Here is a 23,457-nt window from a genome sequence, read left to right as displayed (position 1 = left end):
CGCACAGGTTGCGAAAGCTGGAGGGGACATGCCGGACGATCTGACACCCGCGCCTAAAGCCAAGCCGCGTCATAGCGGCCATCGTGATCGGCTGCGCGAGCGGGCGGCCAAGGGGGGCTTGGGCGCCCTGCCCGACTATGAGTTGCTGGAGTTGCTGCTGTTCCGCAGCGTTCCGTACAAGGACACCAAGCCGTTGGCCAAGGACCTGCTGGCGCGATTTGGCGGGCTGGAGGGGATCGGGGCGGCCAGCCATGAGGCCATTGAGAATCAGGTGGCGCGGTCGCTGGGCTATGTCGCCGGCAAGGCCACCCGGGCGGTGGCGCTGGACTTACAGCTGATCTTCGACGTGACGCGGCGGATCGCGCGTGAGCCGACAGCCAAAAGACCCGTCATCTCCTCTTGGACGGCGCTCCTGGCCTATGTTCGCGTCGCCCTGCAACACGAGCCCCGCGAGCAGGTTCGCGTCCTGTATCTGGACAAAAAGAATCAACTGATTCTGGACGAGGTGCAGAACCGCGGCACGGTCGATCACGCGCCCCTCTATCCCCGCGAAATCGTGCGCCGCGCGCTGGAGCTTTCGGCCAGCGCCCTGATCCTGGTGCACAACCACCCGTCCGGCGATCCGACCCCCAGCCGCGCCGACATCGAGATGACGAAACAGGTTGTGCAGGCCGGCCGAGCCCTTAACGTCGAGGTTCACGACCATCTGGTCGTCGGCCGCGACGGGGTGGCCAGCTTCAAGCAACTGGGCCTGATGTGAACGCTGAGATTCTGACGACCGAGAGGCTGGTGCTGACGCCGGTCGCCGTGAGTGATCTGGACTCTCTGATCGCCCTATGGAGCGACGAAGAATTCACCCGTCACATCACTGGTCGAGCGATGACCAGCGAAGAAGTCTGGTTTCGACTGCTGAGAGACCTGGGCCAATGGAACGTCGCCGGCTACGGCAGCTGGACCGTCCGTTTGGCGACCGACGGCGCCTATCTGGGCAATGTCTCGATCCTGGATCATCGGCGGCTGATCGATCCTCCCCTGACTGAACCCGAGCTGGGCTGGGGCCTCTCACCCGCCTTCCAAGGCCGAGGTTTCGCCCTCGAGGCCGTGCAGGCGGTTCTGGGCTGGGCCGACGTGCGCCTGGCGGCCGTCCGAACCGTCTGCATGATCGCCCCGGAGAACCTCGCCTCCATTCGGCTGGCGGAACGGGTCGGCTACAGCCCCTATGCGACGACGACCTACAAGGACAGCGCGGTTCAGCTGTTTGAACGGCCGAAAAAGGCGTAGTCCGGCATTAAGGTTTATCAGTCATTCTCGTCGGGAACGATCCGAGAGCCCGCCCATGCCCATGTCCGTCGAAACGCTGCGCCAGCATCTGGTCGAGGCCTTTCCCGACGCCGAGATCGCCATCGACGATCTGGCCGGAGACGGCGACCATTATCGCGCCCGCATCGTCTCCAGCGCCTTCGAAGGCATGCCGCGCGTGCGCCAGCACCAGCTGGTCTATGCGGCGCTGAAGGGACAGATGGGCGGCGAGTTGCACGCCCTGGCGCTGGAAACCGCCGCGCCGCCCAAGGAGGGCTAACCCCATGCGCTATCGCCCCTTCGGCGTATCCGGCGCCGCCATCTCCAACCTGACGCTGAGCTTCGGCCTGGACAGTCTGGCGCGCGGTCGCGAAGCCGCGCTGAACCTGTTGTATTCCGCCCTTGAGGCCGGGGTGAACTCCTACCGGCTGGAGACGGCCGACCCGGTCGTCGCCGAGGTGCTGGGCGAGGCCCTGGCCCATGTCGATCGCAAGCTGGTCTGCGTCGGCCTGACCTTGGGAATCGGAGCGGATCGCGAAGGGACGCGCGACTTTTCGGCCGAGGGCATGACGGCGGCCATCGACCGCGCCCTGAACTTCTCCGGCCTGGGCTGGATCGACCTCGCCGTGCTGCATGATCCGGGCGAGCACGAACTGCCGCAATCGTCACTGAACGCGCTGAAGGCCCTGCGCGCCACCGGTCGCATCAAGCTGCTGGGGGTTGCGGGCGGCGGCGATGTGATGGACACCTATGTCTCGACCGGAGCCTTCGACGTCCTGCTGACGCCGTTCGACATCAACGCCGACTGGAAGCTGCGCAACCGCGTGCGGGCCGCCCGCGAACAGGACATGGCGGTCTTCGCCTACGACTATTTCACCGACCGGCGCTCCAAGCCGCGCGGGCCCCAGGCCGCCGCAAAGAAGGGTCTGTTCGGCCTGGGCGGCGCACCCAAACGCCCGCCCCAGTCGCGACAGGCCGACGCCTTCGGCTTCCTGTATCGCACGCCGAACTGGCCTGCCGAGGCGATCTGCCTCAGCTATGTGCTGACGGATCCGACGATCTCGAGCGTGATCATCCGGGCCAACGACACGGAGCGGCTGGAGATGCTGGCCGCAACGCCCGAACGCGACCTGCCGCCAGGCCTCGCCGCACAGATCGAGATGGGCCGGGTCACAGCCTCGGCCGCCGCCTGATCTTGCCTGATCGACACACCCACGCCTTGACCCAGCCGCCGGCTCTCCCTAGCTGACGAGCTTCACGAAAGGCCTCTCCCGTGACCGACACCGTTTCCGCCGATCCCGTCCACGCCTTCATCGGCGACACCGTCGCCCAGCATGACGTCGTGCTGTTCATGAAGGGTACGCCCGACCAGCCGCGTTGCGGCTTTTCTTCAAACGCCGTCCAGATTCTCGACCATGTCGGGGCGTCCTTCGTCGGCGTCGACGTCCTGCAAGACGAAGCCCTGCGTGAAGGCATCAAGGCCTTCACCGACTGGCCCACGATCCCCCAGCTCTATGTGAAGGGCGAGTTCGTCGGCGGATCGGACATCATCCGCGAGATGTTCCAGGCTGGCGAGCTTCAGGCCCTGATGGCCGAAAAGGGCGTGCCGCTCGGCGAAGCCTGATGGCCCGGCCGGTCCTGACGCCACGAGAGGACCGCGAGATTTTCGTCGTCCCGCTTGAGGTCCGTCCCGAGCACATCGACGACAATGGCCACGTCAATAACGTCGTCTATGTCGGCTGGCTTCAGGACGTGGGGACGGCGCACTGGACGGCCCGGTTCGACGCAGAGACGCGCGCAAGATGCTCGTGGGTCGCTCTGCGGCACGAGATCGACTATCTGCGCGCCATCGAGCCGGGCGCGACAGGTGTGGTCGCCCGCACCTGGGTCGGCGACCCCCAGGGTCCGCGTTTCAACCGCTATGTCCGGATCGAGGACGCCCAGGGCCGCGTCTGCGCCCAGGGCGTCTCCGAATGGTGCCTGGTCGATGCCGCGACCCTGAGGCCGCAGCGCATCCCATCCGCCATGGCGACGGTCTTCAGCGCTATTTCAGCGGATTGAGGACCCGCGTCGGGGCGCCGGGCTCGATCCCCAGATCCGCGTAGGTCCAACGCAACTCAACCCCGTCCGCAATCAGGGCGCGGCACATGTCTTCCTTGGTGCGGCGCAGGGTGATCTCGGCCGGCGAACCGTCGTGTACGGCGACCTCGAAATCCGACGCCTGTGTGCAGCCGTTGGAATCGACGCGGACGATCAGGGCGCCATCCTCAAATCGGGCCGAACGGATCGCTTCGGACGGCGGCGTGTCCTTGTCCTTCAGATTGACGCGAACATTCTCCCCGGCCTCGTTGCTGTAGATCAAGCAACCGGACAGAAGCGGAGCGGCCATGGCCGCCGCCGCCAGCACCTTGAGCGCCCCCGTCATCACTGGGCCTCGGCCGGGGGCGCGGTAATGACGCGGGTGGTCGGCTTTTCAGTGGCGATGATGATGCAGCCCGACAGCAGGGGGGCGGCGATGGCGATGGCGAGAGCGAGAGCGAGACGAAGCATTGGTGTGATCCCCTAATGAAGCTTGAGGCTTTTGTGACGCGCGGCGGGCGTTCAGGCACGTGAATTTTCAGCAAGCCAGGTGAACAATCGGAAAGGTCGGTCCTTGATCGGGACAGCAACAGGCATAGCTACTGTCCCCTTCCCCCGGACGCCCCCCCATGAGCCAGCTCTTCTCGCCTCGCAGCATCGGCCCCCTGACGCTGAAGAACCGTATCGCCATTGCGCCCATGTGCCAGTATTCGGCGGTCGATGGCGTGGCCCAGCCTTGGCACGTCCAACACCTGGGGCGCCTAGCCCTGTCGGGCGCCGGCCTGGTGATCATAGAGGCGACCGGGGTCGAGGCCGCCGGCCGCATCACCCCCGACGACCTCGGACTGTGGAACGACGCGCAGGAAGCCGTACTCGCCGACCTCCTGAAGGGTCTGCGCACCTATTCCCAGACCCCTGTCGGAATTCAGCTGGCCCATGCCGGGCGCAAGGCCTCGACCTCTGCGCCGTGGAAAGGCGGTCGCGCCCTGACCGCGGAAGACGGCGCCTGGCAGACCTTCGGCCCGTCCGCCCTGCCCTTCCGGGACGATTGGCATACGCCGAAGGAAATGACCGAGGCCGACATGGATCGCGTCGTCACCGCCTTCGAAGACGCCGCCCGTCGCGCTGATCGCGCCGGCTTCGATCTGGTCGAGCTTCATGCGGCCCACGGCTATTTGCTGAGCGAGTTTCTGTCGCCGCTGTCCAACCATCGCACTGACGCCTACGGCGGGTCTGCGGAGGCGCGGGCGCGGTTCCCGCTGCGTGTCGCCCAGGCTTTGCGAGACGCCTGGCCCCGAACCAAGGCCCTGGGCGTGCGCTTCAACGGCTCGGACTGGGTTGAGGGCGGGGTGGCGCTGGACGAGGTGATCGGCTTTGGCCGCGCCCTGCACGAGATGGGTTATGACTACCTGCACCTGACCTCAGGCGGCAACGTCGCGCGCGCCGACATTCCCGGCGCGGAACCGGGTTACCAGGTTCGGTTCGCCGAGGCCGTCAAGACGGCTGTCCCCGAGGCCACCGTCATGGCGGTGGGCATGATCGTGGACGCTCAACAGGCCGAAGACATCGTCGTTTCGGGTCAGGCGGACTTCGTCGCCATCGCCCGCGCGGCGCTGGACGACCCCAACTGGGCCCACCATGCGGCCGTCGCCCTGGAGCAAGACGAAGATCTGCCGCCGCCATATGCGCGCGCCGGCAAGGGGCACTGGCCGGGCTACGGCCGCTGAGGCGGTCGGGCCTCTGCCGGGCGGTTTCTCAGGTCTGGGGCAGTTGGTAGGGGTTGTTGACGCTGACCGGCGAGCCGGGCGCCAGGCCCAGTTCTTCGAACGACCATTTCACCTCCACGCCGTCCGCCAAGGTCTCCTTACAGGTGTCCTCATCAATCCGACGCAGGGTGATGACCGCATCACCGTCCTTGATGCTGACGATGGGGATCAAATCGTCCTTGCTGGTGCAACCATTGGAGCTGACCCAGAAGACGGCCGCGTCCTTGGTGAAGGCGGCGGCGTGGATCGGCTCAAGCGCGCCCGGCATTCCTGCGGTCGAGACGCTGGGCGCTTCGACGCCGCCCGCGCAGGCCGACACAGCGGCCGAAAATCCGACGATGACCGCTAGAGATTTGAAGACGGCGCGCATGGCGTGAGCGGCCTCCCCTGCTTCTGTCGAACCCTGAATAGCCCGAGAATGCACCTGTTCGCCCCGAAGGGGAACCGGCCGAAAGATAAAGGGCCCCGGACGAGTCCGAGGCCCTTTAAAACTCAATATCTCTGCCGCGACCGAAGTCGTCCGTCGGACGACCGTCGCATCAGAAAGACCTGCCTTACGAGGCGTAGTATTCGACGACCAGGTTCGGTTCCATCTTCACGGCGTACGGGACGTCCGTCAGTTCCGGCACGCGAACGTAACGGACCGAGAACGAACGATCCGACAGTTCCAGATAATCCGGCACGTCGCGTTCCGACGACTGCTGGGCTTCGAGCACCAGAGCCATGTTGCGTGACTTTTCCTTCACCGTGACGACGTCTTCCGGCTTCACGCGGTAGGAAGAAATGTCGACCTTCTTGCCGTTGACCAGGACGTGGCCGTGGCTGACGAACTGGCGGGCGGCCCAGACGGTCGGGACGAACTTGGCGCGGTAGACGATGGCGTCCAGACGCGATTCCAGCAGACCGATCAGGTTTTCCGAGGTGTTGCCCTTACGGCGCGCAGCTTCGTCATAGGTCTTGGCGAACTGCTTCTCGGTGATGTTGCCGTAGTAGCCCTTCAGCTTCTGCTTGGCCTTCAGTTGCAGACCGAAGTCCGAAACCTTCGACTTGCGACGCTGACCGTGCTGGCCGGGACCGTAAGAACGCTTGTTGACCGGCGACTTGGCGCGGCCCCACAGGTTCTCACCCATGGCCCGGTCGATCTTGTATTTGGCGCTGTGGCGCTTGGACATTCTATTCTCTTTTCGACGATACGGCCCGGCATCCCCTCGATTGGGAATGCGATCTCAACGGCGGTCCACGCATCTTCCGTCATCAATCCCCGCGTCCGGCGAACCGGAAACGTGGAAGGCGGCGCTTATCGCCACACAACCGGCCAGAGTCAAGCCGTGCGGCGCGTTAAGCACGATGGGCCGGAACCGTAGATCGCAGGTCGGTCTTCTAATACTCGGTGGAGCCTGTCCCATCCCATCATGGAGGACGAAATGGCGCAATCCGTCACGACGACAGGCCTGTCGAGGGCCGCGTTCGACGATTTGAAGAAGACCCTGACCGACCTGGTCGAATCCCTGTCCGACAGTCAACTGCTGGATCTGGCCGACGGCATCCACGAGATGCTGCGCCAACGAAGAGCCCTGCGGCATCATCATGAGCAGCGCATGGCCGAAAGAGCGCGAGGGTCGGCCCCGATCTGATCAGGCTCTGTCGTAGAGTCTAGCCCATGAAAAACGCCCGCCGGTCCATCCGGCGGGCGTCGTCATGTCGCAAGCCGGTCGCCTTAGACGGCGGCGGCGTACAGTTCGTTGACCTTGTTCCAGTTCACCACCGACCAGAAGGACTTCAGGTAGTCGGCGCGGCGGTTCTGGTATTTCAGATAATAGGCGTGTTCCCAGACGTCGGCGCCCAGAACGACCTCTCCGCGCTCTTCCACGACGTCCATCAGCGGATTGTCCTGGTTCGGCGTGGAGGTGATCTTCAGCTTGCCGTTCTGGACGATCAGCCAGGCCCAGCCCGAGCCGAACTGGGCGGCGCCGGCGGCGTTGAAGTCTTCCTTGAACTTGTCCATGCCGCCCAAGTCGCTGTCGATGGCGGCGGCGAGTGCGGCCGAGGGTTGGCCGGCCTGATCGACGGGGGCCAGCAGTTCCCAGAACAGGCTGTGGTTCCAGTGACCGCCGCCGTTGTTGCGCACAGCCTTGGGGGCGGTGGAGATGCTGGTGAAGATTTCTTCCAGCGACTTGCCCTGCAGTTCCGAATCCGCGTCGACGGCCTTGTTCAGGTTATCGACATAGGTCTGATGGTGCTTGTCGTGGTGGAAGGTCATCGTCTCCTTGTCGATGGCCGGCTCCAGCGCATCATAGGCGTAGGGCAGCGGGGGCAGGGTGAAGGCCATGGGGAGTTTCCTCTCGCGACAGATTTCCGACGCCCTTCATCTAGGCGCCCGTTTGCATAACCCAAGCACCATCGCCCGGATTGGTTACGATTTATCGGCCCGGAACGGTTAAGCTGGCAAGTTCGCCTTCAGGCATTCGCGCACGGCCCGCTTTACGTCGCCCGGCGCATTGGGCTCGTCCACGCCCTCGGCGGCGAACACCGCGCGCACGGCGGCGTCCAGCCCGTTCGGCAGGGCCGCGATGACGCGCTTCTGCCCCTTCTCGTGCAGGCAATAACCCACCTCGCGGCAAAGGGCGGAAAACATCGGTTCATAGGGATCAGGGGCGTTCATGCCGTCGCTCTAGCATTACGGCAGGATGCGCGACAGCCAGTGCATCAAGTTGAGAGCGAACTGCTGGTCGTCATGCCCCTCAGTGTTCAACCCGAAGCGGTAGGGTTCGCGCTCCGGCTGGTCTGGAAACCGGACGATCTGGGCAGTCAGCATGCCGGCTTCGCCCAGAACCACGACCCGGCCACCGCCGAATGGAAAGGCCACCCCCTGGGCCGACAAGGCGGGGCGCGCCAGTTCCGCCATTACCAGATCCGTCTTCTCTCCCGCACGCAGACGCCTGCGAATGGTCTGAAGGGCCGCTAGGTCAGGCGCCTCCAGCACATTGTCGCTCATTGCCAGCAACACTGCGCCCCCCTCCGGCCCAGCGATAGACTGGCCGGTGAAAGTCTCCACGACCTGTATGTCCTCGCTCTCGTTGCGACCGGCGATGATCGGATGATCACCCAAAGCCTGTCGCGGAAAGACCAGATTGGCGGTGACGTCGCCTCGCGAGGGCTGAAAGGCGTAACCCTTGCCCATCGTCACGCCGAACCGCGCACCCAGCGCCTCCGCCGCAGTCCCATGTGGTGCATGATCGGCCGCCAGCAGCAGAGCGCCGCCCCGTTCAACCCAATGCGCCACGGCCTCGATCTCGGCTTCGTCAAAAGCAGAGATCCGCGAGCCGTCAGCAGGACTCGCGGCGTTAGAAATCACCAGCACCGCGATACCGTCCAGCGCACCGGGAGCATCCAGCCTTCCACGCCACGCATCGACCCGATAACCGTCCGCCCGCATCAGGGCGGCGAACCCCGCATAGCGGCCGTCAATGGTCTGGACGCCGCCATGACCTTCATCGACGCGGATGAGCGGCCCGTCAGTTGCATAGGCCGGAGAGGCGACTTGGGGGCGCCAATCGAGATCGCCCTGTTGTTCCTGCGCCGCAACGGGCCACGCCGCCAAGACAGCGAGCAGCCCCAGTCCCCGCAGGACGGAACCCCAGCGCGTCATCGTTTCAGGCCTTCAGACGTTTGGCGTGGAAGGCGACGTGGTCGGCGATGAAGCTGGTCATGAAGAAATAGGAGTGATCGTAGCCGGGCTGCATCCGGATCGTGACCTTCTGGCCGGCCGCGTCGGCGGCGGCCTGGAGCAGTTCGGGCTTAAGCTGATCGGTCAGGAAGCTGTCGGCGTCGCCCTGGTCGATCAGGATGTCGTCATAGACGCCCTGCGCGGCGCCCGCTTCGATCCGTTTCGCGGCGTCGTGGCGGTCCCATGCGGCCCGCTCTTCGCCCAGATAGGCGGTGAAGGCCTTTTCGCCCCAGGGGCAGCGGGTCGGTGAACAGATCGGTGCGAAGGCCGAGACCGATCGGAACAGGTCCGGATGGTTCAAGGCGAGGGTCAGGGCCCCGTGCCCACCCATCGAATGGCCGCTGATCGAGCGGGCGCCGGTCGTCGGGAACTGGGCGTCGATCAAATCGATCAGTTCGCCGGTCACATAGGTTTCCATGCGGAAGTGCGCCGCCCAGGGCGCCTGGGTCGCATCCAGATAGAAGCCCGCCCCCTGGCCCAGGTCATAGGCGGGGTCATCGGCGACGCTCCCTCCCTTGAGATCGAGGCCGCGCGGGCTGGTGTCCGGCGCGACGATGATGACGCCATGTTCGGCGGCGGCCTGGTAGGCGCCGGCTTTGGTGGTGAAGTTGTCCTCGGTGCAGGTCAGGCCCGACAGCCAGATCAACACCGGGAACGGCCCCTCCCCGCCTGGAACGAAGACCGACAGGGTCATCGGCGTGCCCGTGGTCGCGCTATCGTGCTTCAGATAGCGCAGGGTTCCGCCGTGGACGATATGGGTCTTGGTGGTTTCGAGGGTCATGCGGCGGTTTCCGGCGAACTCAAGAGGCGAACATCCATCCCCTCGACCTTGGCCAGCTTTCGAGCCAGCTTGAGGTCGGCTGTGATGAGCGGCAGACCCCGCCGCCGCGCCATAACGGCATACAGGCAGTCGGTCATCGAATGGTTCAGGTCGCAGGCCAGGGTGAAGACCTCGGAGATCAGCCCCCGGTGATCCACCAGATCGACCACCTGCGGGATGATGGACAGGTTCTCCGCTGCGGACGACGACTGCAATTCGCCACGAACGACATAACGACGAAAGGCGTTCGCCACCTCGATCATCATCAGATCAGGCGCAACCGCCGGACCGTGGGTCCGACGCGCCTCTATCGCGGCATCCGCAAGCGGATCATCGACGAACCATTTGACGACGACACTGGCGTCGAAGACCGCGCTCACCGATCACGGTCTTCGCGGATCAGAGCAGTGGAGTCGAGCGACGAGCCTCGAGTCTGCTCGCGGGACTGTCGGGAGGCTCTCTCAAAGCGGGCCTCAATGTCCATGGCCTCGCGCGCCGCCATGTCTCTGAACTTCTGCTCCAGGGAGATGTTCTCAGCCTTCGCCATCACCTTGAGGCGGGCGACGATACTGTCATCCAGATCGCGGACGAGAACCTGAGCCATGTCGGGATGATAGCGCAGCGCTATCATCCCGACAAGCCGGTCACCCTACCCGGTGCATGGCGCAGATCTTGTTGCCCGAGGGATCGCGCAGATAGGCCAGCACCAGCGTGCCGAACGGTCCCTGACGCTCGCCAGGCGGATCCTCGATGGCGCGACCGCCGGCGGCGACGCCGGCGTCATGGAAGGCCTGGACCATCTCGGGCGTCTGGGCGGCGAAGCCGATGGTGCCGCCGTTGGCGTGACAGGCCGGCTCGCCGTCGATCGGTGCGCCGACCGCAAAGGCGCCGCGCGGCGTGCGCCACCAGTAGCGGCCCTTGGGGTCCGGGCCCTGCCCAGGGTCGACTCCCAAGGCGCCAAGCGCCGCATCATAGAATTGGCGCGACGCCTCGATGTCGTTTGCGCCGACGGTGACGTGGGTGAACATGGTCAAACCTCCCGATCCAAGTCCGTCTTCTTAGACAACTAACTGACCTGGACGCAAGCCGCGCTCAGGCGATCCGCGCCGATAGAGATTGGAGTGCAGCCGTTCGGTCCGCTGCCGTCACGACATGAAATCTCGCGTCAGGCCGTTTTTCGATGTCCGAGAGGATGCCCGGCCTCACGCGCTCAGGGAACCTCCTGATGATGCTGACCAGTTGCGGAACGATCAGGATTTCAGGACAGGCGTCCGGCAGACCGGGGCGACTGCGAAACAGATAACGCCAGTTCCGCCTGGCGCAGCGCAGCAGGCAGGTCCGGCGCGGCACATCCAGAAAGATGACGGCATCCGCCGCCTCGCGCACTCGCGCGGACACGCCGTCTATCACCCAGGCCGGCCTAGCGATCAAATCTCGCTCGGCCTTCTCGCGCTTCTCCGACGAAGCCTTGCGCCATCCGGCCTCCCAGACAACCGCATCCAGCCCGAAGACGGGCAGATCGAACAATCGGCCGATCTCCGAGGCTAGGGTGGTCTTGCCGCTGCCGGCATTACCCGTGACGTGGATGCGTTGGATCAGAACACCACCACCGACCGGATGCTCTCGCCCGCGTGCATCAGGTCGAAGGCCTTGTTGATGTCCTCCAGACCGAAGGTGTGGGTGATCATCGGGTCGATCTCGATCTTGCCGTCCATGTACCAGTCGACGATGCGTGGCGTGTCGGTGCGGCCGCGCGCGCCGCCGAAGGCTGAACCGCGCCAGACGCGGCCGGTGACCAGCTGGAAGGGTCGGGTGGCGATCTCCTTGCCGGCTTCGGCCACGCCGATGACGATGCTTTCGCCCCAGCCCCGGTGGCAGGCCTCCAGCGCCTGACGCATGACCACGGTGTTGCCGGTGCAGTCGAAGGTGTAGTCGGCGCCGCCGCCGGTCAGTTCGACCAGGTGGGCGACCACGTCCGAGACCTCCTTCGGATTGACGAAATGGGTCATGCCGAAGCGACGGCCCCACTCTTCCTTGTCCGGGTTCAGATCGACGCCGATGATCATATCGGCCCCGACCATCTTCAGCCCTTGGATGACGTTCAGGCCGATGCCGCCCAAACCAAAGACCACGGCGTTGGCGCCCGGCTCGACCTTGGCCGTGTTGACCACGGCGCCGACGCCGGTGGTCACGCCGCAGCCGACGTAGCAGGCCTTGTCGAACGGGGCGTCCTTGCGGATCTTGGCGACCGCGATCTCGGGCAGAACGGTGAAGTTCGAGAAGGTCGAGCAGCCCATGTAGTGGGCGATGGCCTGCCCCTTGTAGCTGAAGCGGCTGGTGCCGTCGGGCATCAGACCCTTGCCCTGGGTCGCGCGGATCGAGGTGCACAGGTTGGTCTTGCGCGACAGGCACGACTTACACTGGCGGCACTCGGGCGTGTACAGCGGGATGACATGGTCGCCGACGGCGACCGAGGTCACGCCCGGCCCGACCTCGACCACCACGCCCGCGCCCTCATGGCCCAGGATCGAGGGGAAGAGGCCCTCTGAGTCCAGGCCGTCCAGCGTATAGGCGTCGGTATGGCAGATGCCGGTGGCCTTGATCTCGACCAGGACCTCGCCCGCGCGCGGCCCCTCCAGATCGACCTCGACGATCTCAAGCGGGCGTTTGGCTTCAAAGGCGACGGCGGCGCGGGTCTTCATGCTTCTGGTCCTTAGGACATCCCTATCGCTCGCCGCACGGCGGCTCGCTGCATCAGGGATAAGGCGGGATAATTTGAGCCTGTTCTAGGCCGCTCCGGGCATCGATGAAACGGCGATAAACGCAAAACATTATTACCCATCAGGGACAATCGTGCTGCACCTTCCGCATGAGCAGTCGTTGGGACGGGATCGACGAATTCACGGCGGTGGCCGAACAGGCCAGCTTCTCGGCAGCAGCAAAGCGGCTGGGCTTGTCGACCTCGGCGGTCAGTCGAGAGATCGCGCGATTGGAGGACCGACTACAGACCCGGCTGCTGAACCGCACGACCCGCCGGGTCGAGTTGACCGATGCGGGACGCGACTTCCTGGCGCGGTGTCGCCGACTGATCGACGAAAGGGACGAGGCCCTGGCGGCCGTTCAGCCGGATGACAGCGCCCCGCGCGGCCTGCTGCGGATGACCTGTTCGGTCTCCTATGGCGAGCGTTTCGTGGCCCCGGCGGTCAACCGGTTCGCCCGCGATCATGCCGAGCTGTCGATCGAACTGGACCTGGACAACCGGCTACGCGACCTTGTCGGCGACGGCTATGATCTGGCGATCCGGTTCGGGCATCTGACGGACTCGCGACTGATCGCCCGCCGACTGGCGTCACGGCGGCTGATCCTGTGCGCCGCGCCAGCCTACCTGGCCCAGCGGGGCGCGCCGCGCGACCTGTCCGAACTGCCGGCCCATGATCTGCTGACCGGATCATCGGAACACTGGCGCTTCAGCGAGGGCGGGCGCGAGACCAGTTTCCGCCCCCAGGGCCGATGGCGCTGCAACTCGGGCGCCGCCGTGCTGGATGCTGCGATCCAAGGGCTGGGCCTGTGCCAACTGCCGGACTTCTATGTCACCGAGCCGCTTCGCGCCGGCACCCTGACCGCCCTGCTGACAGAGCACCGCCCGCCCGATGAAGGCGTCTGGGCCGTCCATCCGCACCGCCGCCATGTTCCACCCAAGGTGCGGCTGATGGTCGAACATCTGCGCGCCAGCCTGGCGGCTTGAAACACGACGAGATTGCATCACCCACATTCAAGGATAGTCTGACCCGGCAACGGAGAAGCGCTTCATGCTGGCCTGGGTCCTCGCCGCCGCCTTGAGCTTGGGCGACCTGTCCCCCGCCGCCGAAGCGGCGCTTCGTCCCTTGACCGAGGCCATCGCGACCGCGCGCGCCAAACAGGCGGCCTTGCCCGAGCATCCCACGCCCCGCGACCGGCTGGAGCTGGCGCTAAGCCTGGATCAGGAACCGCTGATGGCGATGCATAGGGTTGACCTCTCGGCCCTTTCCAAGGCGGATCGGCTCGCCGCCCGAACCGAGGCGGAGGCGCGACTGGACGCCATCAGCGAGGAGACTGTGGCCACCGTCCTGTCGCTGGTTCCGCCCGAAGGCTGGTTCTCCAACGCCACCTACGGCCAGGAGGCGGCGACCGGGGCCTTCCTGGTCATCCAGCACGCCGACACGACGTTGCAAAAAAGGTTTCTGCCTGCGCTGGAAACGATGGCTGACCGTGGAGAGGCGCTGAAGTGGCAGTATGCGATGATGTACGACCGCATCGCCGTCGCCGAAAACCGCCCGCAGCGATACGGCACACAGATGCAGTGCGTCGCTGGCCGTATGGTCCCCGCTCCGACGGAAGACCCGGAACGGCTGGAACACCGTCGCGCGCCGATGGGGTTTCGTTGGCCCGACTATGCCGCCTATCTGGCGAACTTCGGTGCTTGCTGAGCGAGCCAAAGGTCAGGCGATGAACACTCCCAGCTGTCGCTATCGACAAGCTGGGACGAACCCCTAGATTGACCAGCGATGAACCCGCGCGCCACCTATTTTAAGATGCGACATTGGGTTGATGCCCAGCTCTCCAGCGAAAGCCGGCACGTCCGCGAACGTCCTTTTATCGTCAGCCTCATCATCCTCTTCATTCCCGCGCTGCTGGGCTGGGCGCCTTTTGTCCCCCGATGGGCCGTCTCGTCTTCCTTGGTCGTGGCCGCAGCATTCTGGGTGTCGTGGATCGCCTTCGTCGGCTGGAGAGCCGCCCGCCTTATCCGCGCCAGCAACTATAAGAGCGCGCGGGATTACGACCGGAGAGGCAAGTTTCTGCTCCCGCCCGAATACGCCGCGTCCGAAAGCTACATGAGCCACAAGCGTCGTTCTCGAAAAGCCAAGCCATGAACCTCGTCATCCTGACCGGCGCCGGCATATCGGCGGAGTCCGGCGTGCCCACCTTTCGCGCCGAAGACGGTCTGTGGTGCGGGCACAGGGTCGAGGATGTGGCGACGCCGCAGGGCTATGCGGCGGACCCCGCCCTGGTGCAGGACTTCTATAATCAGCGGCGGCGGCAGTTGGCGGACGTGCAACCCAATGCGGCGCATGTCGCCCTGGCCGAGCTGGCGGCGCGGTGGGACGGCGACTTCCTGCTGGTGACGCAGAACGTCGACGACCTGCACGATCGGGCGCACGCCGAGATCCCGCCGGCGGCGGGGTTCGAACTGATCCATATGCACGGCGAACTGCTGAAAGGCCGCTGCACCCGCTCGGGGGTGGTGATGGACTGGCCCGGCGACATGGCGGCGGACGAGGCCTCGCCGAATCATCCGCAGGGACGGATAAGACCGCACATCGTCTGGTTCGGGGAGACGCCGCTGGCCATGGAGCGGATCGAGCGGGCGCTGGAGGCCTGCGACCTGTTCATCTCCATCGGCACGTCGGGCGCGGTCTATCCGGCGGCGGGGTTCGTGCAGCTGGCCCGTCACGCCGGGGCGCGGACGGTGGAGATCAATCTGGAGCCGACGCAGGGCGCGCGCCTGTTCGACGAGGGGGTCTATGGCCCTGCGACGCAAGTCCTGCCCGCCTTCTTCGACGGCCTTTAGAGTTGCTCGGCTTCGGGCGACAGGGCCGCCGCATCGGTCGGGAACTTCACCAAGTCGTCCGACAGGACCACCTGATAGAGGAACTTGCTTTCCGCCAGTTCCCCGACAGCCGTTCCCTCACCCCCGGCGGGGCGACAGCCGCGCCGCCAGCAGATGCACCTCGTGCGCCCTCATCCGCTCGAAGTTGCCCAGGCCCAGGGCCAGGGCGCGCATGACTTCGATCTGGCGTGTCTGTTCGGGATGTTCCGGCAGGGACGTCTCGGCCCGCGCCAGTTCCGCATCCAACTCGGCCATCATGTCGGCCAGAATTCCGTCGTTCATCTGTTCCTCCGTCGCGCCGCCGACCGTGAGGCCTTAGAGCACAAAGAGAACAAAGACGGAACACACCAGATTCGCCCGGCTGTGGATGAACCCTGCTCTCTGTTGCGCCGCACAACGGCGCCGATTCATTGCAACTACGCATCAAACCGGCCTTCACCCTGACGCAAGGCCACGCTTTTCTGCAATGGTCGAGGCCCGGCTGTTTCGTTTGAATCGCCGAGGGGCGCCAAGGTGAAGGTTAGGGGATGGCAGGCAGTCCGAAACCAGTTCAGGATCGTGCGCGCATGAGGGACAGGTTCCGTCTGCCCCCGATGCCGATCGCCGGGCATGCGATGATGCTGGTCGTCGGGGTTCTGATCGTCGCCCAGGGCGCGACCCTGGTCCTGACCCTGGCCTTTCCGCCCCAGCCGCCGCCTCAGCACAGCCTTGAGGATATCGCCAAGGCGATGCGGGGTCAGTCCGTCGCCGCAGAGAACGCCCGCCCCTTGATGCGCCAAGTCACTGACAAGGCGCCGCACGCCGAAGGGCCGGGCTGGCTTAGCCCTGTCGGCCCACGAGACCGCCTGGCCGACCTTCTGAACGCTGATCCGTCGGACGTCGTCCTGATGTTTTATGTGCCGCTTCCCGCCGGCGCCCAGCCGATGGCCCCGCAACCGCCCCAGGGCCGCCCGGAGAGCAAGCCGTCGCAGGCCGCCGAGCCGCGGATCGTCGCAGCCGCCTTCCTGCCCGTCGGCCTCGGCAATCCCGCTCTGATCCGCAACCGCCAGCCCAGCGCTCAGACCGCCCCATTCCTCAGCCGCTCCGGGGCCAGCCTTCAGTCCGGCGGCTTCAACGCCTCGGCGGGACGCCAAGCCTGGAACCGCTCGCGCCCCGTTGCGGACCGAACCCTGAGCGGCGCGCGGACCTCGCCCTGGGCCGGCGACCAAACCCGCCTGAGCCGCCCCACGGCCTCGCGCCTCAGCCTGCCGACCACCGGCGACGCCGGCTTGGCGCGCCCCAACGGACGTACGGGCGACGGCGCGGCGCTGCAGCCGGGCGGGGTCGGCATGGGCCGCGCCCTCGCGGCCGCCATGGTGGCCCGCCGCCACAGCTCTGTCCCGACCTATGGCGTCATGACGATGGCGAGCGCCTCGACCACCCTTTCGCCCGCCTCTTCCTCTCCCCCCGCGGCCCTTGCTCCGGCCCCAGACCGGACGCCGCCGGTCGCCTCTCCTAAACCCACGAAGACCCGGGTCTCGGTCCAGCCCGCCGCCGGATCTGTAGACGCCCCGACGAGCTCGCCTCAGCCAGCCGCGCCCCCCCGCCCCTCCGCCTCCCAGGTCGAGACCGCAAACCTGATCCCGGCGGCCGAGGCTGCGCCCCCGACGCCCGTGCGACGCGGCCTCTTCGCCCCGGTCTCCGCCGGCTATATCGAGGGCGACTTCATCGCCGCGCAGCGGGTCGGAGACCGTTGGATCGTGGTCAAACCCCAGCCAGAGGGCTTCCCCACCGCCTGGCAAAGCCGCGTCATGCTTTGGTTCGTGCTGTCCTTCGTCCTGGTCGGCCCTCTGGGCTGGCTGTTCGTGCGTCGCCTGACCGCCCCCCTGCGCAGCTTCGCCGACGCCGCCGAACGGCTGGGCCGCGACCCGTCCGCACCGGCCACCGTCCAGGGCGGTTCGGCCGAGATCACCCGCGCCGCCGCCGCCTTCAACCTGATGCAGGCCAGGCTGAAGCGCTATGTCGACGACCGCACCGCCATGATCGGGGCCATCTCCCACGACCTGCGCACCCCCTTGACCCGGATGCGGTTCCGGCTGGAGGCCGCCCCTGACACGCTCAAACCGGGCTTCGAGCGCGACATGGACCAGATGGAGGCCATGATCAGCTCGGTCCTCGCCTTCATGCGCGATCAAGCGGAGGGCGGCGCGCGCGAACGCCTCGACCTGCGCACCCTGCTGGACGAGGCGGTGAAGAACGCCGTCGCCGGCGGCGCCGATGTCGCCCTGGAGCCCGGCGAGGGCATAGAGGTTCAGGCCGACCCCGTCGCCCTGAACCGGGTGTTCGCCAATCTGCTGGACAACGCCGTCAAATACGGCGGCCGCGCCGTGGTGCGACTGGACAAGGACGGGGCGGAGGCGATCGCCACCGTCCGTGACTTTGGGCCCGGCCTGCCCGACAGCGAACTGGAACGGGTGTTCAAACCCTTCTACCGCGCGCCCCATGCGGTCGCCAGCGACGCCTCAGGCATGGGCCTGGGTCTGGCCAACAGCCGCTCGATCATCCTCGCTCACGGCGGCGCGATCCGGCTGAAGTCAAACGACGGCCTGACCGCAGAGGTCCGCCTGCCGGCGGCGGCCTGACAGACGGCGGGATCACAGACGGGAGGATCGGCTACGCCGCTTCGGCCTCGATCAGCGGCAGAGACAGGGTGGCGACAAGCCCGCCCTCGGGCGCATTGGCCAGGGTGAGATCACCGCCGTGAGCGCGCACGGCGTGACGGGCGATGGAAAGGCCCAGACCCGCGCCCCCCGTCGTGCGGTTGCGCGACGCCTCCAGCCGGAAGAAGGGCTCGAACACCCGTTCCAGGTCCGCCTCGGGGATACCCGGACCGCTATCCTGGATCCGCGCCACAGCGCGCCCGTCTGCGGCCTCGACCCGCACGGTGACCGCGCCGGCGTGCGCGATCGCATTGTCCAACAGGTTCGACAGCCCGCGCCTCAAAACGCCCGGATCGCCGCAAACCTCCAGCCCCGGTTGGGCCACGACGACGATATGGGCCCCCGTGTCGGTATAGCGCTCAGCCATGTCCTGAACCAGTTCGCCGAAGTCCAGGCTTTCGGCGTGACCGACGTCGAACTGGCCCTTCACGAACTGCATCGCCTGGGCGACCAGCTGATCCATTTCCTCGATATCGCGAATGGCCTGCCTCTGCTGTTCCGGCGGCATCATCTCGATACGGAACCTCAGCCGCGTCAGGGGCGTGCGCAGATCATGCGCGATCGCCGCCACCGTGTGGGTGCGGCGTTCGATATGCTCCCTCAGCTTTGCCTGCATGTCGTTGAAGGCGGTGATAGCCAGCCGGACCTCATTGGGACCGGTCGGCTTCAGCGGCGGCGCGTCCGGATCGGCGCCCAGGCGCTCGGCCGCATGGGCGAAGCGCCGGATCGGACGAGCCAACCGCTGCGACATCCACCAGATAAGCGGCGAAAGCACCACCAGGCTCGTCAGCATGCTGGTCAACAACATGATCTGCCAGGGCGCCAGCCCGCCCCTGGGGGGCGCGATCACCGACCACTGACCGTCGTTCATACGGACCGCGGCCCGGAAGGGCGGAAAGGCGATCTGGTTCGATGTGATGCCGAACCGCACGCCGCCCAACCATTCGCCGGGCCGCAAAGGTCTACGGGGATCGCGAGGCTCGCGATCACTTGGACCAGGCGGTCGCGCCCAAAGCGGACGTCCCGCCCGGTCCATCCGCACATGGACGTCTGTAACCTCGCGCCCCAGTTCCGAAGCAAGACCACGCGAGAGGGCTTCGGCCAACGGATCGCGTTCCTGTTCGAAGGGCGCGGCGGCTTTGAGGCTCCGCCGCAGCGGGCGCCCGTCCTCGCTCTTCGCCGGGGCTCCCTGCAGCGCGGACGAGGCGGCCGCAAGCGTATAGCCGGCCGGCCGGGGCGCCGGCGCCAGGACGACGATCGTCATTGTCGTCAACTGGGTGGCGATGACCGCCACCACAGCGATCAGGGCCACCTGCAGCAGGACGGTCGGTGGCCGCATACGCCGCATGGCGTCAGTGTTCGTTTTCGACCACGGCGTCGAACAGATAGCCCTCGCCGCGCACGGTGACGATCAGCTCCTTGCTGTCTTCCTCGTTCAGCTTGCGACGCAGCCGGCTGATCTGGACGTCCATGGCGCGCTCGTTGACGTCACGGCCGGCGGCGCGGGCGTGGGCCAGCAGCTGCTCGCGACGCACGATGCGGCCGGCGTTCTCGACCAGCATCTCCAGCATGACGAACTCGCTGCGCGACAGCGAGACTTCCTGTCCGCTCGGCGTCGTGATCTCGCGACGCACCCGGTCCAGACGCCAGCCCAGGAAGGTGACGACCGTGCCGGACATCGGCGATTGAACCGTATCCTGGCGCCGCAGCACCGCACGGACGCGCGCCAGCAGTTCACGGGGATTGCAGGGTTTGCCGATATAGTCGGCGGCGCCCAGTTCCAGACCCACGATCCGGTCCGTCTCTTCGCTCATGGCGCTCAGCATCAGGATCGGCGCGCCCTTGCCCGACATCCGGCGACAGACGGACAGGCCGTCCTCGCCCGGCATCATCATGTCCAGGACGATCAGATCGACCGGGGTGCTGGCCAGGACCTCATCCATTTCGCTGGCCGAACCGGCCTGATAGGCGATGAATCCGTGTTGTGACAGATAGTCGCCCAGGACGTCGCGGATGCCCGCATCGTCGTCCACGACCAATATCCGGGAGGCGCTGTTTTCCAACATCAATGACCCTCGTTTAAACGGCCGTTTGTTTCAGAACGGAAACATACCTGCCTCGCAAACCCTTTATTAGCGGTCACTGAGAGCGAATTTATGTTCCGGCACCTGTCAAACGCTCACTTTCGTGCGGCCGGGACATGAAAAAGGGCGGCGGATAAATCCGCCGCCCCTTGCCGTCTCAGAAGGACTTGCTGAGATTGATGAAGGCTGTACGGCCCACATAGTCGTAGCCCGAATACAGCGGCACATTCCCCACCATATCGACCACGCCTGCGGAGACTTCGTCACCCGTCTTGTTGGTCAGATTGCGAACCCCGACCGTCACCGTCCAATCATCGGCCTCGTAACGAACCGAGACATTCTGGGTCAGATAGGCGCCGACTTCGGCGTCGTAGCCCAAGCTAGACAACGTATAGCCGTAGTATTTTTTGTAGTAGGTGTCGTAGCCCATGCCGTCGATCCACTCCAGGCCGTAGTGGAGGTTCCACTGGTTCCAGGCATAGGAGAAGTTGGCTGTGGCCGTGTACTCCGGCGTGCCGATGGTGCCGACCTCGTCATAGATGGGGTCGTCCGCAAACAAGGTGGTGTAGCGCTCGATCATCTGGGTCACCGTCAGATCGACAAGCGCCGTACCCACACCGACAGGCTTACGATAGCGCACCGTATAGTCGATGCCCTTGACCACGTCGGTGGCGACATTGACGTAGCTGTCAGACACCGTCAGCGCGTTCGACGCGGAGTCGCGATCAACCAGCGAGCAATAACCGTTGCCCGCCGCGAAGTCGGCGCTGGAGGAGGCGTAGCAGAGGCTCAGGATGCTGCTGGCGCCGATCCGATCAACGCCGTTGTCGACCTCGATTTCATAGTAGTCGACGGCGAAGGCCAGTTCGCCCCAGCTGTCCGGCAGTTTCGGCTTCAGGATAAGCCCGACCGTCAGGTTGGTCGAGGTTTCCGCCTCAAGCCCATTGTCGGCGCCGCCGGACGTCACCACTGCCACGCTGGACGTTTGCTGGTAAGTCCCAGCCAGGCCTTCGCTGGCGCAGTTGGCTGCGACACGGGCGTCCGTGCCTGTGTCCCCATAGCTGTTGCAAGGGTCGTAGGACGAACTCAGATAGCCCGAGGTGGCGCCGACGAATTGTTCGAACAGGGCGGGCGCACGATAGGAGGTGCCGTAGCTGCCGCGGAAGGTCAGGAAATCGACCGGCTGATAGACCAAGCCGACCTTGTAGGTCGTGTCGTCACCGTACGAGGCGTAGTCCGTGTACCGACCCGAGGCGCTGAACGTCAGGTTCTGCGCGAAACGCACGTCTCGGAGCAGCGGGACCTCGACCTCGCCGAACACTTCCCAAACGGAATCGTCGCCTCGAGTGATAGCGGAAGTCGAGTAGTTGTAGACGTTCGAGGTCTGCATATCGATGCCGGGAATGTCCTCAATCGACATCTCACGATACTCGGCGCCCAGGAAGACCGCGACCTCGCCGGCCGGCAAGGTGAACAAGGGACCGTCGATGCTGGCCGAAAGGACGGCCTCGTCATAGAGGGTGCGGCCCGTCACGTCGGTCATGACATAGCCGAGCCAATCGGCGGGCAGTTCGCCGGCGAGGGTCTTGCTGTTCAGAGCCGGAGCGGCGACGCAACCTTCGGCGCCGCTGGCGCAGGAGAAGGTGCCGTCACTGTTGGCCACCACGTCCAGGCTGTTTTGCAGCCGGTCGATCAGGAACTGTTCGCTGGTATAGACGGAGTCCGAACGCGAATAGCTGGCCGAGACGTCATAGCGCCAGCCGGCCAGAGGCGTGAAATCGCCCCGGATGCCGCCGACGGCCTTGGTGAAGTCCACCTGCTGGGTCGAGGTCGTGTTGCCGTAGCCGATGAAGGCGCGGACGCCTACGGCCTGACCGAGGTTGAGGCCCTGATCGGACGTGCTGTACACGCTGCTCGACAGGTTGTCGGGGATCAGAGGGCTGCCGACCGCGTAGTCCAGCACCAGCTGACGATAGTCCGTCTGCGACGACTTGCGCTGATTATAGAGGAACTCGCCATAGGCCTCGGCATTGCCGAGCGCGTGCAGATCATAAGAGCCCTGCAGATAAAGGGTCGCGACCTCCACCGGCGAAACCAGCGACTCGTTGAGCATGTCCGCATCATAGGTGTCGCGAACGCTGGTGTTGGTGCCCGTGCCGCCGACGCCCTCGTACCCGACCAGACCCGTGGTCACAGCCGAATTAGGACGCCACCGGTTGAAGCTCGTCGCCGTCGTGCCGTCGGCGGCGACGCCCGTCATATAAGAGGTGCCGATCGTATTGATCGTCACGCCGGCGGAGTTCAGCGAATAGCATTTCGACTTGCCGGTCAGCGGGTCGATATAGTCCGAGCCGTCCAGATAATTGTCGGTCGGGCAGCGGGTGAAGTCGCGATCGCCCAGGGTCAGCTCGTCGCGCTGATAATATTCGGCCGAGCCCGACAGGCTCCAACGGTCGCCGTGGGTTCCGCCGACGATGGAGTAGCGCTTCTGCTGGCCCGCGCCATCGGCGTCCATCGGCGCGTTGAACTGCCCCTCGACAGTCACGCCGTCCAGGTCGTTGCGGGTCACGACATTGACCACCCCGGCGATGGCGTCCGATCCGTAGAGGGAGGACGCGCCGTCCTTCAGCACCTCGATCCGCTCAATCATGGCCGATGGCAGAACATTGAGGTCGGCCGAACCGACCGAACCGCGCGAACCGGCCGGCGATACGCGACGCCCGTTCAACATAATCAGGGTACGCTCGGCGCCCAGGCCGCGCAGCGACAGGGTGTTCGCGCCCGGCCCGCCGTTGGTGACATAGCCGCCGTAGGCGTTGTTGACCTGTGACGTGCCCTGGGTGACGGCCGTGCTTTGCAATAATTCCGTGGTCGAGGCGAAGCCGGCAAGGGTCGCATCTTCTCGCGTAACCACCTGAACCGGCGACGCGGAGTTGTAGTTGTCGCGCCGTAGCCGCGAACCCACGACAACGACCTCTTCTACTGCAGCGGCGTCGTCATCGGCCTTGTCACCCGAAGTGTTCGTCCCTGTCTGTGTCTGCGCCCAGGCCGGCGCGGACAGGAAAACCAGACCAACGACGAACGTGGTGCCCAACAAATGCTGCTTGAAATCGATCATGCTCTCGATCGGCCCTTCAAAATGATACTAGCTCGAACCACAAATGGATCGGCAGCGCATTGAGGCCTTAAGTCGACTTATGTGGAGCAAAACCTGCCGGAACGACAGTTTATGAACAATGATGCGACTTCATGGTGACGGTTTTATTCAGAGATGATGAAACAACAAAACAATATCTACGTATATACGCACTTCTTGACGCGCCGCATTACCGACAA

At 65.4% G+C, this 23,457-nt stretch carries 30 protein-coding genes and 1 pseudogene; 13 read left to right on the top strand and 18 right to left on the bottom strand.

Translation table 11 applies throughout. The annotated features are described in order from the left end of the window. The first annotated feature begins 28 nt into the window (after positions 1 to 28). The 6 genes from radC to OU998_RS04540 all read left to right on the top strand — a co-directional run bounded on the left by radC (position 29) and on the right by OU998_RS04540 (position 3,360). Positions 29 to 760 (top strand): RadC family protein, encoded by a 732-nt coding sequence (gene radC, locus OU998_RS04565; RefSeq protein WP_267515658.1) that lies wholly within the window; start codon positions 29 to 31, stop codon positions 758 to 760. Continuing rightward, a complete protein-coding gene (locus OU998_RS04560; RefSeq protein ID WP_267515657.1) occupies positions 757 to 1,281 on the top strand; it encodes a GNAT family N-acetyltransferase in 525 nt (174 codons plus the stop codon). Before radC ends, OU998_RS04560 begins: the two co-directional genes overlap by 4 nt. 55 nt (positions 1,282 to 1,336) lie before the next feature. Further along, entirely contained in the window at positions 1,337 to 1,579 is a 243-nt protein-coding gene (locus OU998_RS04555; protein ID WP_267515656.1) for a BolA family protein, read from the top strand. 4 nt (positions 1,580 to 1,583) lie between these two features. Then, positions 1,584 to 2,492, top strand: coding sequence for an aldo/keto reductase (locus OU998_RS04550; protein ID WP_267515655.1), 909 nt, complete (start codon positions 1,584 to 1,586; stop codon positions 2,490 to 2,492). 80 nt (positions 2,493 to 2,572) lie between these two features. Then, on the top strand, positions 2,573 to 2,923 hold the full coding sequence (grxD, locus tag OU998_RS04545; protein WP_267515654.1) for a Grx4 family monothiol glutaredoxin: 351 nt from the start codon (positions 2,573 to 2,575) through the stop codon (positions 2,921 to 2,923). Next, complete coding sequence (locus OU998_RS04540; protein ID WP_267515653.1) at positions 2,923 to 3,360, top strand: acyl-CoA thioesterase; 438 nt, start codon at positions 2,923 to 2,925, stop codon at positions 3,358 to 3,360. The genes grxD and OU998_RS04540 overlap by 1 nt, the downstream gene beginning before the upstream one ends. Here the strand turns inward: OU998_RS04540 and OU998_RS04535 are convergent. Then, positions 3,344 to 3,724 (bottom strand): hypothetical protein, encoded by a 381-nt coding sequence (locus OU998_RS04535; RefSeq protein WP_267515652.1) that lies wholly within the window; start codon positions 3,722 to 3,724, stop codon positions 3,344 to 3,346. The genes OU998_RS04540 and OU998_RS04535 overlap by 17 nt on opposite strands. Beyond that, positions 3,724 to 3,849: a hypothetical protein gene (locus OU998_RS04530; protein WP_267515651.1), complete on the bottom strand. Its 126-nt coding sequence runs from the start codon at positions 3,847 to 3,849 to the stop codon at positions 3,724 to 3,726. The genes OU998_RS04535 and OU998_RS04530 overlap by 1 nt, the downstream gene beginning before the upstream one ends. Positions 3,850 to 4,007: 158 nt before the next feature. Here OU998_RS04530 and OU998_RS04525 point away from each other — a divergent pair, with 158 nt between their 5' ends. Continuing rightward, positions 4,008 to 5,105, top strand: a complete 1,098-nt coding sequence (locus OU998_RS04525) for an NADH:flavin oxidoreductase/NADH oxidase (RefSeq protein ID WP_267515650.1) — start codon at positions 4,008 to 4,010, stop codon at positions 5,103 to 5,105. 28 nt (positions 5,106 to 5,133) lie between these two features. On the opposite strand, the gene OU998_RS04520 is transcribed toward OU998_RS04525, so the two are convergent. Together OU998_RS04520 and rpsD are read right to left on the bottom strand one after the other, a co-directional pair. Continuing rightward, positions 5,134 to 5,514 carry a hypothetical protein gene (locus OU998_RS04520; RefSeq protein ID WP_267515649.1) on the bottom strand — a complete coding sequence of 127 codons (381 nt, stop codon included), beginning with the start codon at positions 5,512 to 5,514 and terminating at the stop codon, positions 5,134 to 5,136. A 184-nt stretch (positions 5,515 to 5,698) separates the two neighbouring features. Continuing rightward, positions 5,699 to 6,316, bottom strand: coding sequence for a 30S ribosomal protein S4 (rpsD, locus tag OU998_RS04515; protein WP_267515648.1), 618 nt, complete (start codon positions 6,314 to 6,316; stop codon positions 5,699 to 5,701). Between the two features lie 252 nt (positions 6,317 to 6,568). Here rpsD and OU998_RS04510 point away from each other — a divergent pair, with 252 nt between their 5' ends. Beyond that, on the top strand, positions 6,569 to 6,778 hold the full coding sequence (locus OU998_RS04510; RefSeq protein WP_267515647.1) for a hypothetical protein: 210 nt from the start codon (positions 6,569 to 6,571) through the stop codon (positions 6,776 to 6,778). An 83-nt stretch (positions 6,779 to 6,861) separates the two neighbouring features. Here the strand turns inward: OU998_RS04510 and OU998_RS04505 are convergent, their stop codons facing one another. The 9 genes from OU998_RS04505 to OU998_RS04465 all read right to left on the bottom strand — a co-directional run bounded on the left by OU998_RS04505 (position 6,862) and on the right by OU998_RS04465 (position 12,393). Then, positions 6,862 to 7,473 (bottom strand): superoxide dismutase, encoded by a 612-nt coding sequence (locus OU998_RS04505; protein WP_267515646.1) that lies wholly within the window; start codon positions 7,471 to 7,473, stop codon positions 6,862 to 6,864. Between the two features lie 108 nt (positions 7,474 to 7,581). Further along, complete coding sequence (locus OU998_RS04500; RefSeq protein WP_267515645.1) at positions 7,582 to 7,806, bottom strand: hypothetical protein; 225 nt, start codon at positions 7,804 to 7,806, stop codon at positions 7,582 to 7,584. Positions 7,807 to 7,821: 15 nt separating this feature from the next. Further along, on the bottom strand, positions 7,822 to 8,793 hold the full coding sequence (locus OU998_RS04495) for a DUF4350 domain-containing protein (protein WP_267515644.1): 972 nt from the start codon (positions 8,791 to 8,793) through the stop codon (positions 7,822 to 7,824). A gap of 4 nt (positions 8,794 to 8,797) precedes the next feature. Next, positions 8,798 to 9,652, bottom strand: a complete 855-nt coding sequence (gene fghA / locus OU998_RS04490) for an S-formylglutathione hydrolase (protein WP_267515643.1) — start codon at positions 9,650 to 9,652, stop codon at positions 8,798 to 8,800. Further along, positions 9,649 to 10,071 (bottom strand): type II toxin-antitoxin system VapC family toxin, encoded by a 423-nt coding sequence (locus OU998_RS04485; RefSeq protein ID WP_166621953.1) that lies wholly within the window; start codon positions 10,069 to 10,071, stop codon positions 9,649 to 9,651. The genes fghA and OU998_RS04485 overlap by 4 nt, the downstream gene beginning before the upstream one ends. Continuing rightward, positions 10,068 to 10,295 (bottom strand): FitA-like ribbon-helix-helix domain-containing protein, encoded by a 228-nt coding sequence (locus OU998_RS04480; RefSeq protein ID WP_267515642.1) that lies wholly within the window; start codon positions 10,293 to 10,295, stop codon positions 10,068 to 10,070. The genes OU998_RS04485 and OU998_RS04480 overlap by 4 nt, the downstream gene beginning before the upstream one ends. Positions 10,296 to 10,335: 40 nt before the next feature. Next, on the bottom strand, positions 10,336 to 10,719 hold the full coding sequence (locus OU998_RS04475; protein WP_267515641.1) for a VOC family protein: 384 nt from the start codon (positions 10,717 to 10,719) through the stop codon (positions 10,336 to 10,338). A 64-nt stretch (positions 10,720 to 10,783) separates the two neighbouring features. Continuing rightward, positions 10,784 to 11,218, bottom strand: a complete 435-nt coding sequence (locus OU998_RS04470; protein WP_267515640.1) for a hypothetical protein — start codon at positions 11,216 to 11,218, stop codon at positions 10,784 to 10,786. 68 nt (positions 11,219 to 11,286) lie between these two features. Continuing rightward, positions 11,287 to 12,393 carry an S-(hydroxymethyl)glutathione dehydrogenase/class III alcohol dehydrogenase gene (locus tag OU998_RS04465; protein ID WP_267515639.1) on the bottom strand — a complete coding sequence of 369 codons (1,107 nt, stop codon included), beginning with the start codon at positions 12,391 to 12,393 and terminating at the stop codon, positions 11,287 to 11,289. Between the two features lie 167 nt (positions 12,394 to 12,560). Between OU998_RS04465 and OU998_RS04460 the strand changes: the two genes are divergently transcribed. The 4 genes from OU998_RS04460 to OU998_RS04445 all read left to right on the top strand — a co-directional run bounded on the left by OU998_RS04460 (position 12,561) and on the right by OU998_RS04445 (position 15,299). Beyond that, positions 12,561 to 13,436: a LysR family transcriptional regulator gene (locus OU998_RS04460; protein ID WP_267515638.1), complete on the top strand. Its 876-nt coding sequence runs from the start codon at positions 12,561 to 12,563 to the stop codon at positions 13,434 to 13,436. A gap of 64 nt (positions 13,437 to 13,500) precedes the next feature. Further along, positions 13,501 to 14,157: a DUF6624 domain-containing protein gene (locus OU998_RS04455; protein WP_267515637.1), complete on the top strand. Its 657-nt coding sequence runs from the start codon at positions 13,501 to 13,503 to the stop codon at positions 14,155 to 14,157. A gap of 78 nt (positions 14,158 to 14,235) precedes the next feature. After that, the gene (locus tag OU998_RS04450; RefSeq protein WP_267515636.1) at positions 14,236 to 14,601 is read left to right on the top strand and encodes a hypothetical protein; all 366 of its coding nucleotides are present in this window, start codon (positions 14,236 to 14,238) and stop codon (positions 14,599 to 14,601) included. Further along, on the top strand, positions 14,598 to 15,299 hold the full coding sequence (locus tag OU998_RS04445) for an NAD-dependent deacylase (RefSeq protein WP_267515635.1): 702 nt from the start codon (positions 14,598 to 14,600) through the stop codon (positions 15,297 to 15,299). Before OU998_RS04450 ends, OU998_RS04445 begins: the two co-directional genes overlap by 4 nt. A 2-nt stretch (positions 15,300 to 15,301) precedes the next feature. On the opposite strand, the pseudogene OU998_RS04440 reads toward OU998_RS04445, so the two are convergent. Continuing rightward, a pseudogene (locus tag OU998_RS04440) lies at positions 15,302 to 15,409 on the bottom strand (OmpA family protein); the annotation flags it as partial. 7 nt (positions 15,410 to 15,416) lie between these two features. Next, complete coding sequence (locus OU998_RS04435; protein ID WP_267515634.1) at positions 15,417 to 15,620, bottom strand: hypothetical protein; 204 nt, start codon at positions 15,618 to 15,620, stop codon at positions 15,417 to 15,419. A gap of 284 nt (positions 15,621 to 15,904) precedes the next feature. Between OU998_RS04435 and OU998_RS04430 the strand changes: the two genes are divergently transcribed. Then, positions 15,905 to 17,959 (top strand): ATP-binding protein, encoded by a 2,055-nt coding sequence (locus OU998_RS04430; RefSeq protein ID WP_267515633.1) that lies wholly within the window; start codon positions 15,905 to 15,907, stop codon positions 17,957 to 17,959. Positions 17,960 to 17,990: 31 nt separating this feature from the next. Here the strand turns inward: OU998_RS04430 and OU998_RS04425 are convergent, their stop codons facing one another. From OU998_RS04425 to OU998_RS04415, 3 genes are all read right to left on the bottom strand, one after another. Continuing rightward, on the bottom strand, positions 17,991 to 19,385 hold the full coding sequence (locus OU998_RS04425; protein ID WP_267515632.1) for a sensor histidine kinase: 1,395 nt from the start codon (positions 19,383 to 19,385) through the stop codon (positions 17,991 to 17,993). A gap of 4 nt (positions 19,386 to 19,389) precedes the next feature. After that, positions 19,390 to 20,070, bottom strand: a complete 681-nt coding sequence (locus tag OU998_RS04420) for a response regulator transcription factor (RefSeq protein WP_324287976.1) — start codon at positions 20,068 to 20,070, stop codon at positions 19,390 to 19,392. A gap of 208 nt (positions 20,071 to 20,278) precedes the next feature. Next, complete coding sequence (locus OU998_RS04415; RefSeq protein WP_267515630.1) at positions 20,279 to 23,239, bottom strand: TonB-dependent receptor domain-containing protein; 2,961 nt, start codon at positions 23,237 to 23,239, stop codon at positions 20,279 to 20,281. Positions 23,240 to 23,457 lie beyond the last annotated feature (218 nt).

The sequence above is a fragment of the Brevundimonas sp. SL130 genome (assembly GCF_026625805.1).
Lineage (GTDB): Bacteria > Pseudomonadota > Alphaproteobacteria > Caulobacterales > Caulobacteraceae > Brevundimonas.
The sequence above is the reverse complement of the archived record's forward strand: the minus strand, read 5'-3'. Positions and strand labels throughout refer to the sequence as shown.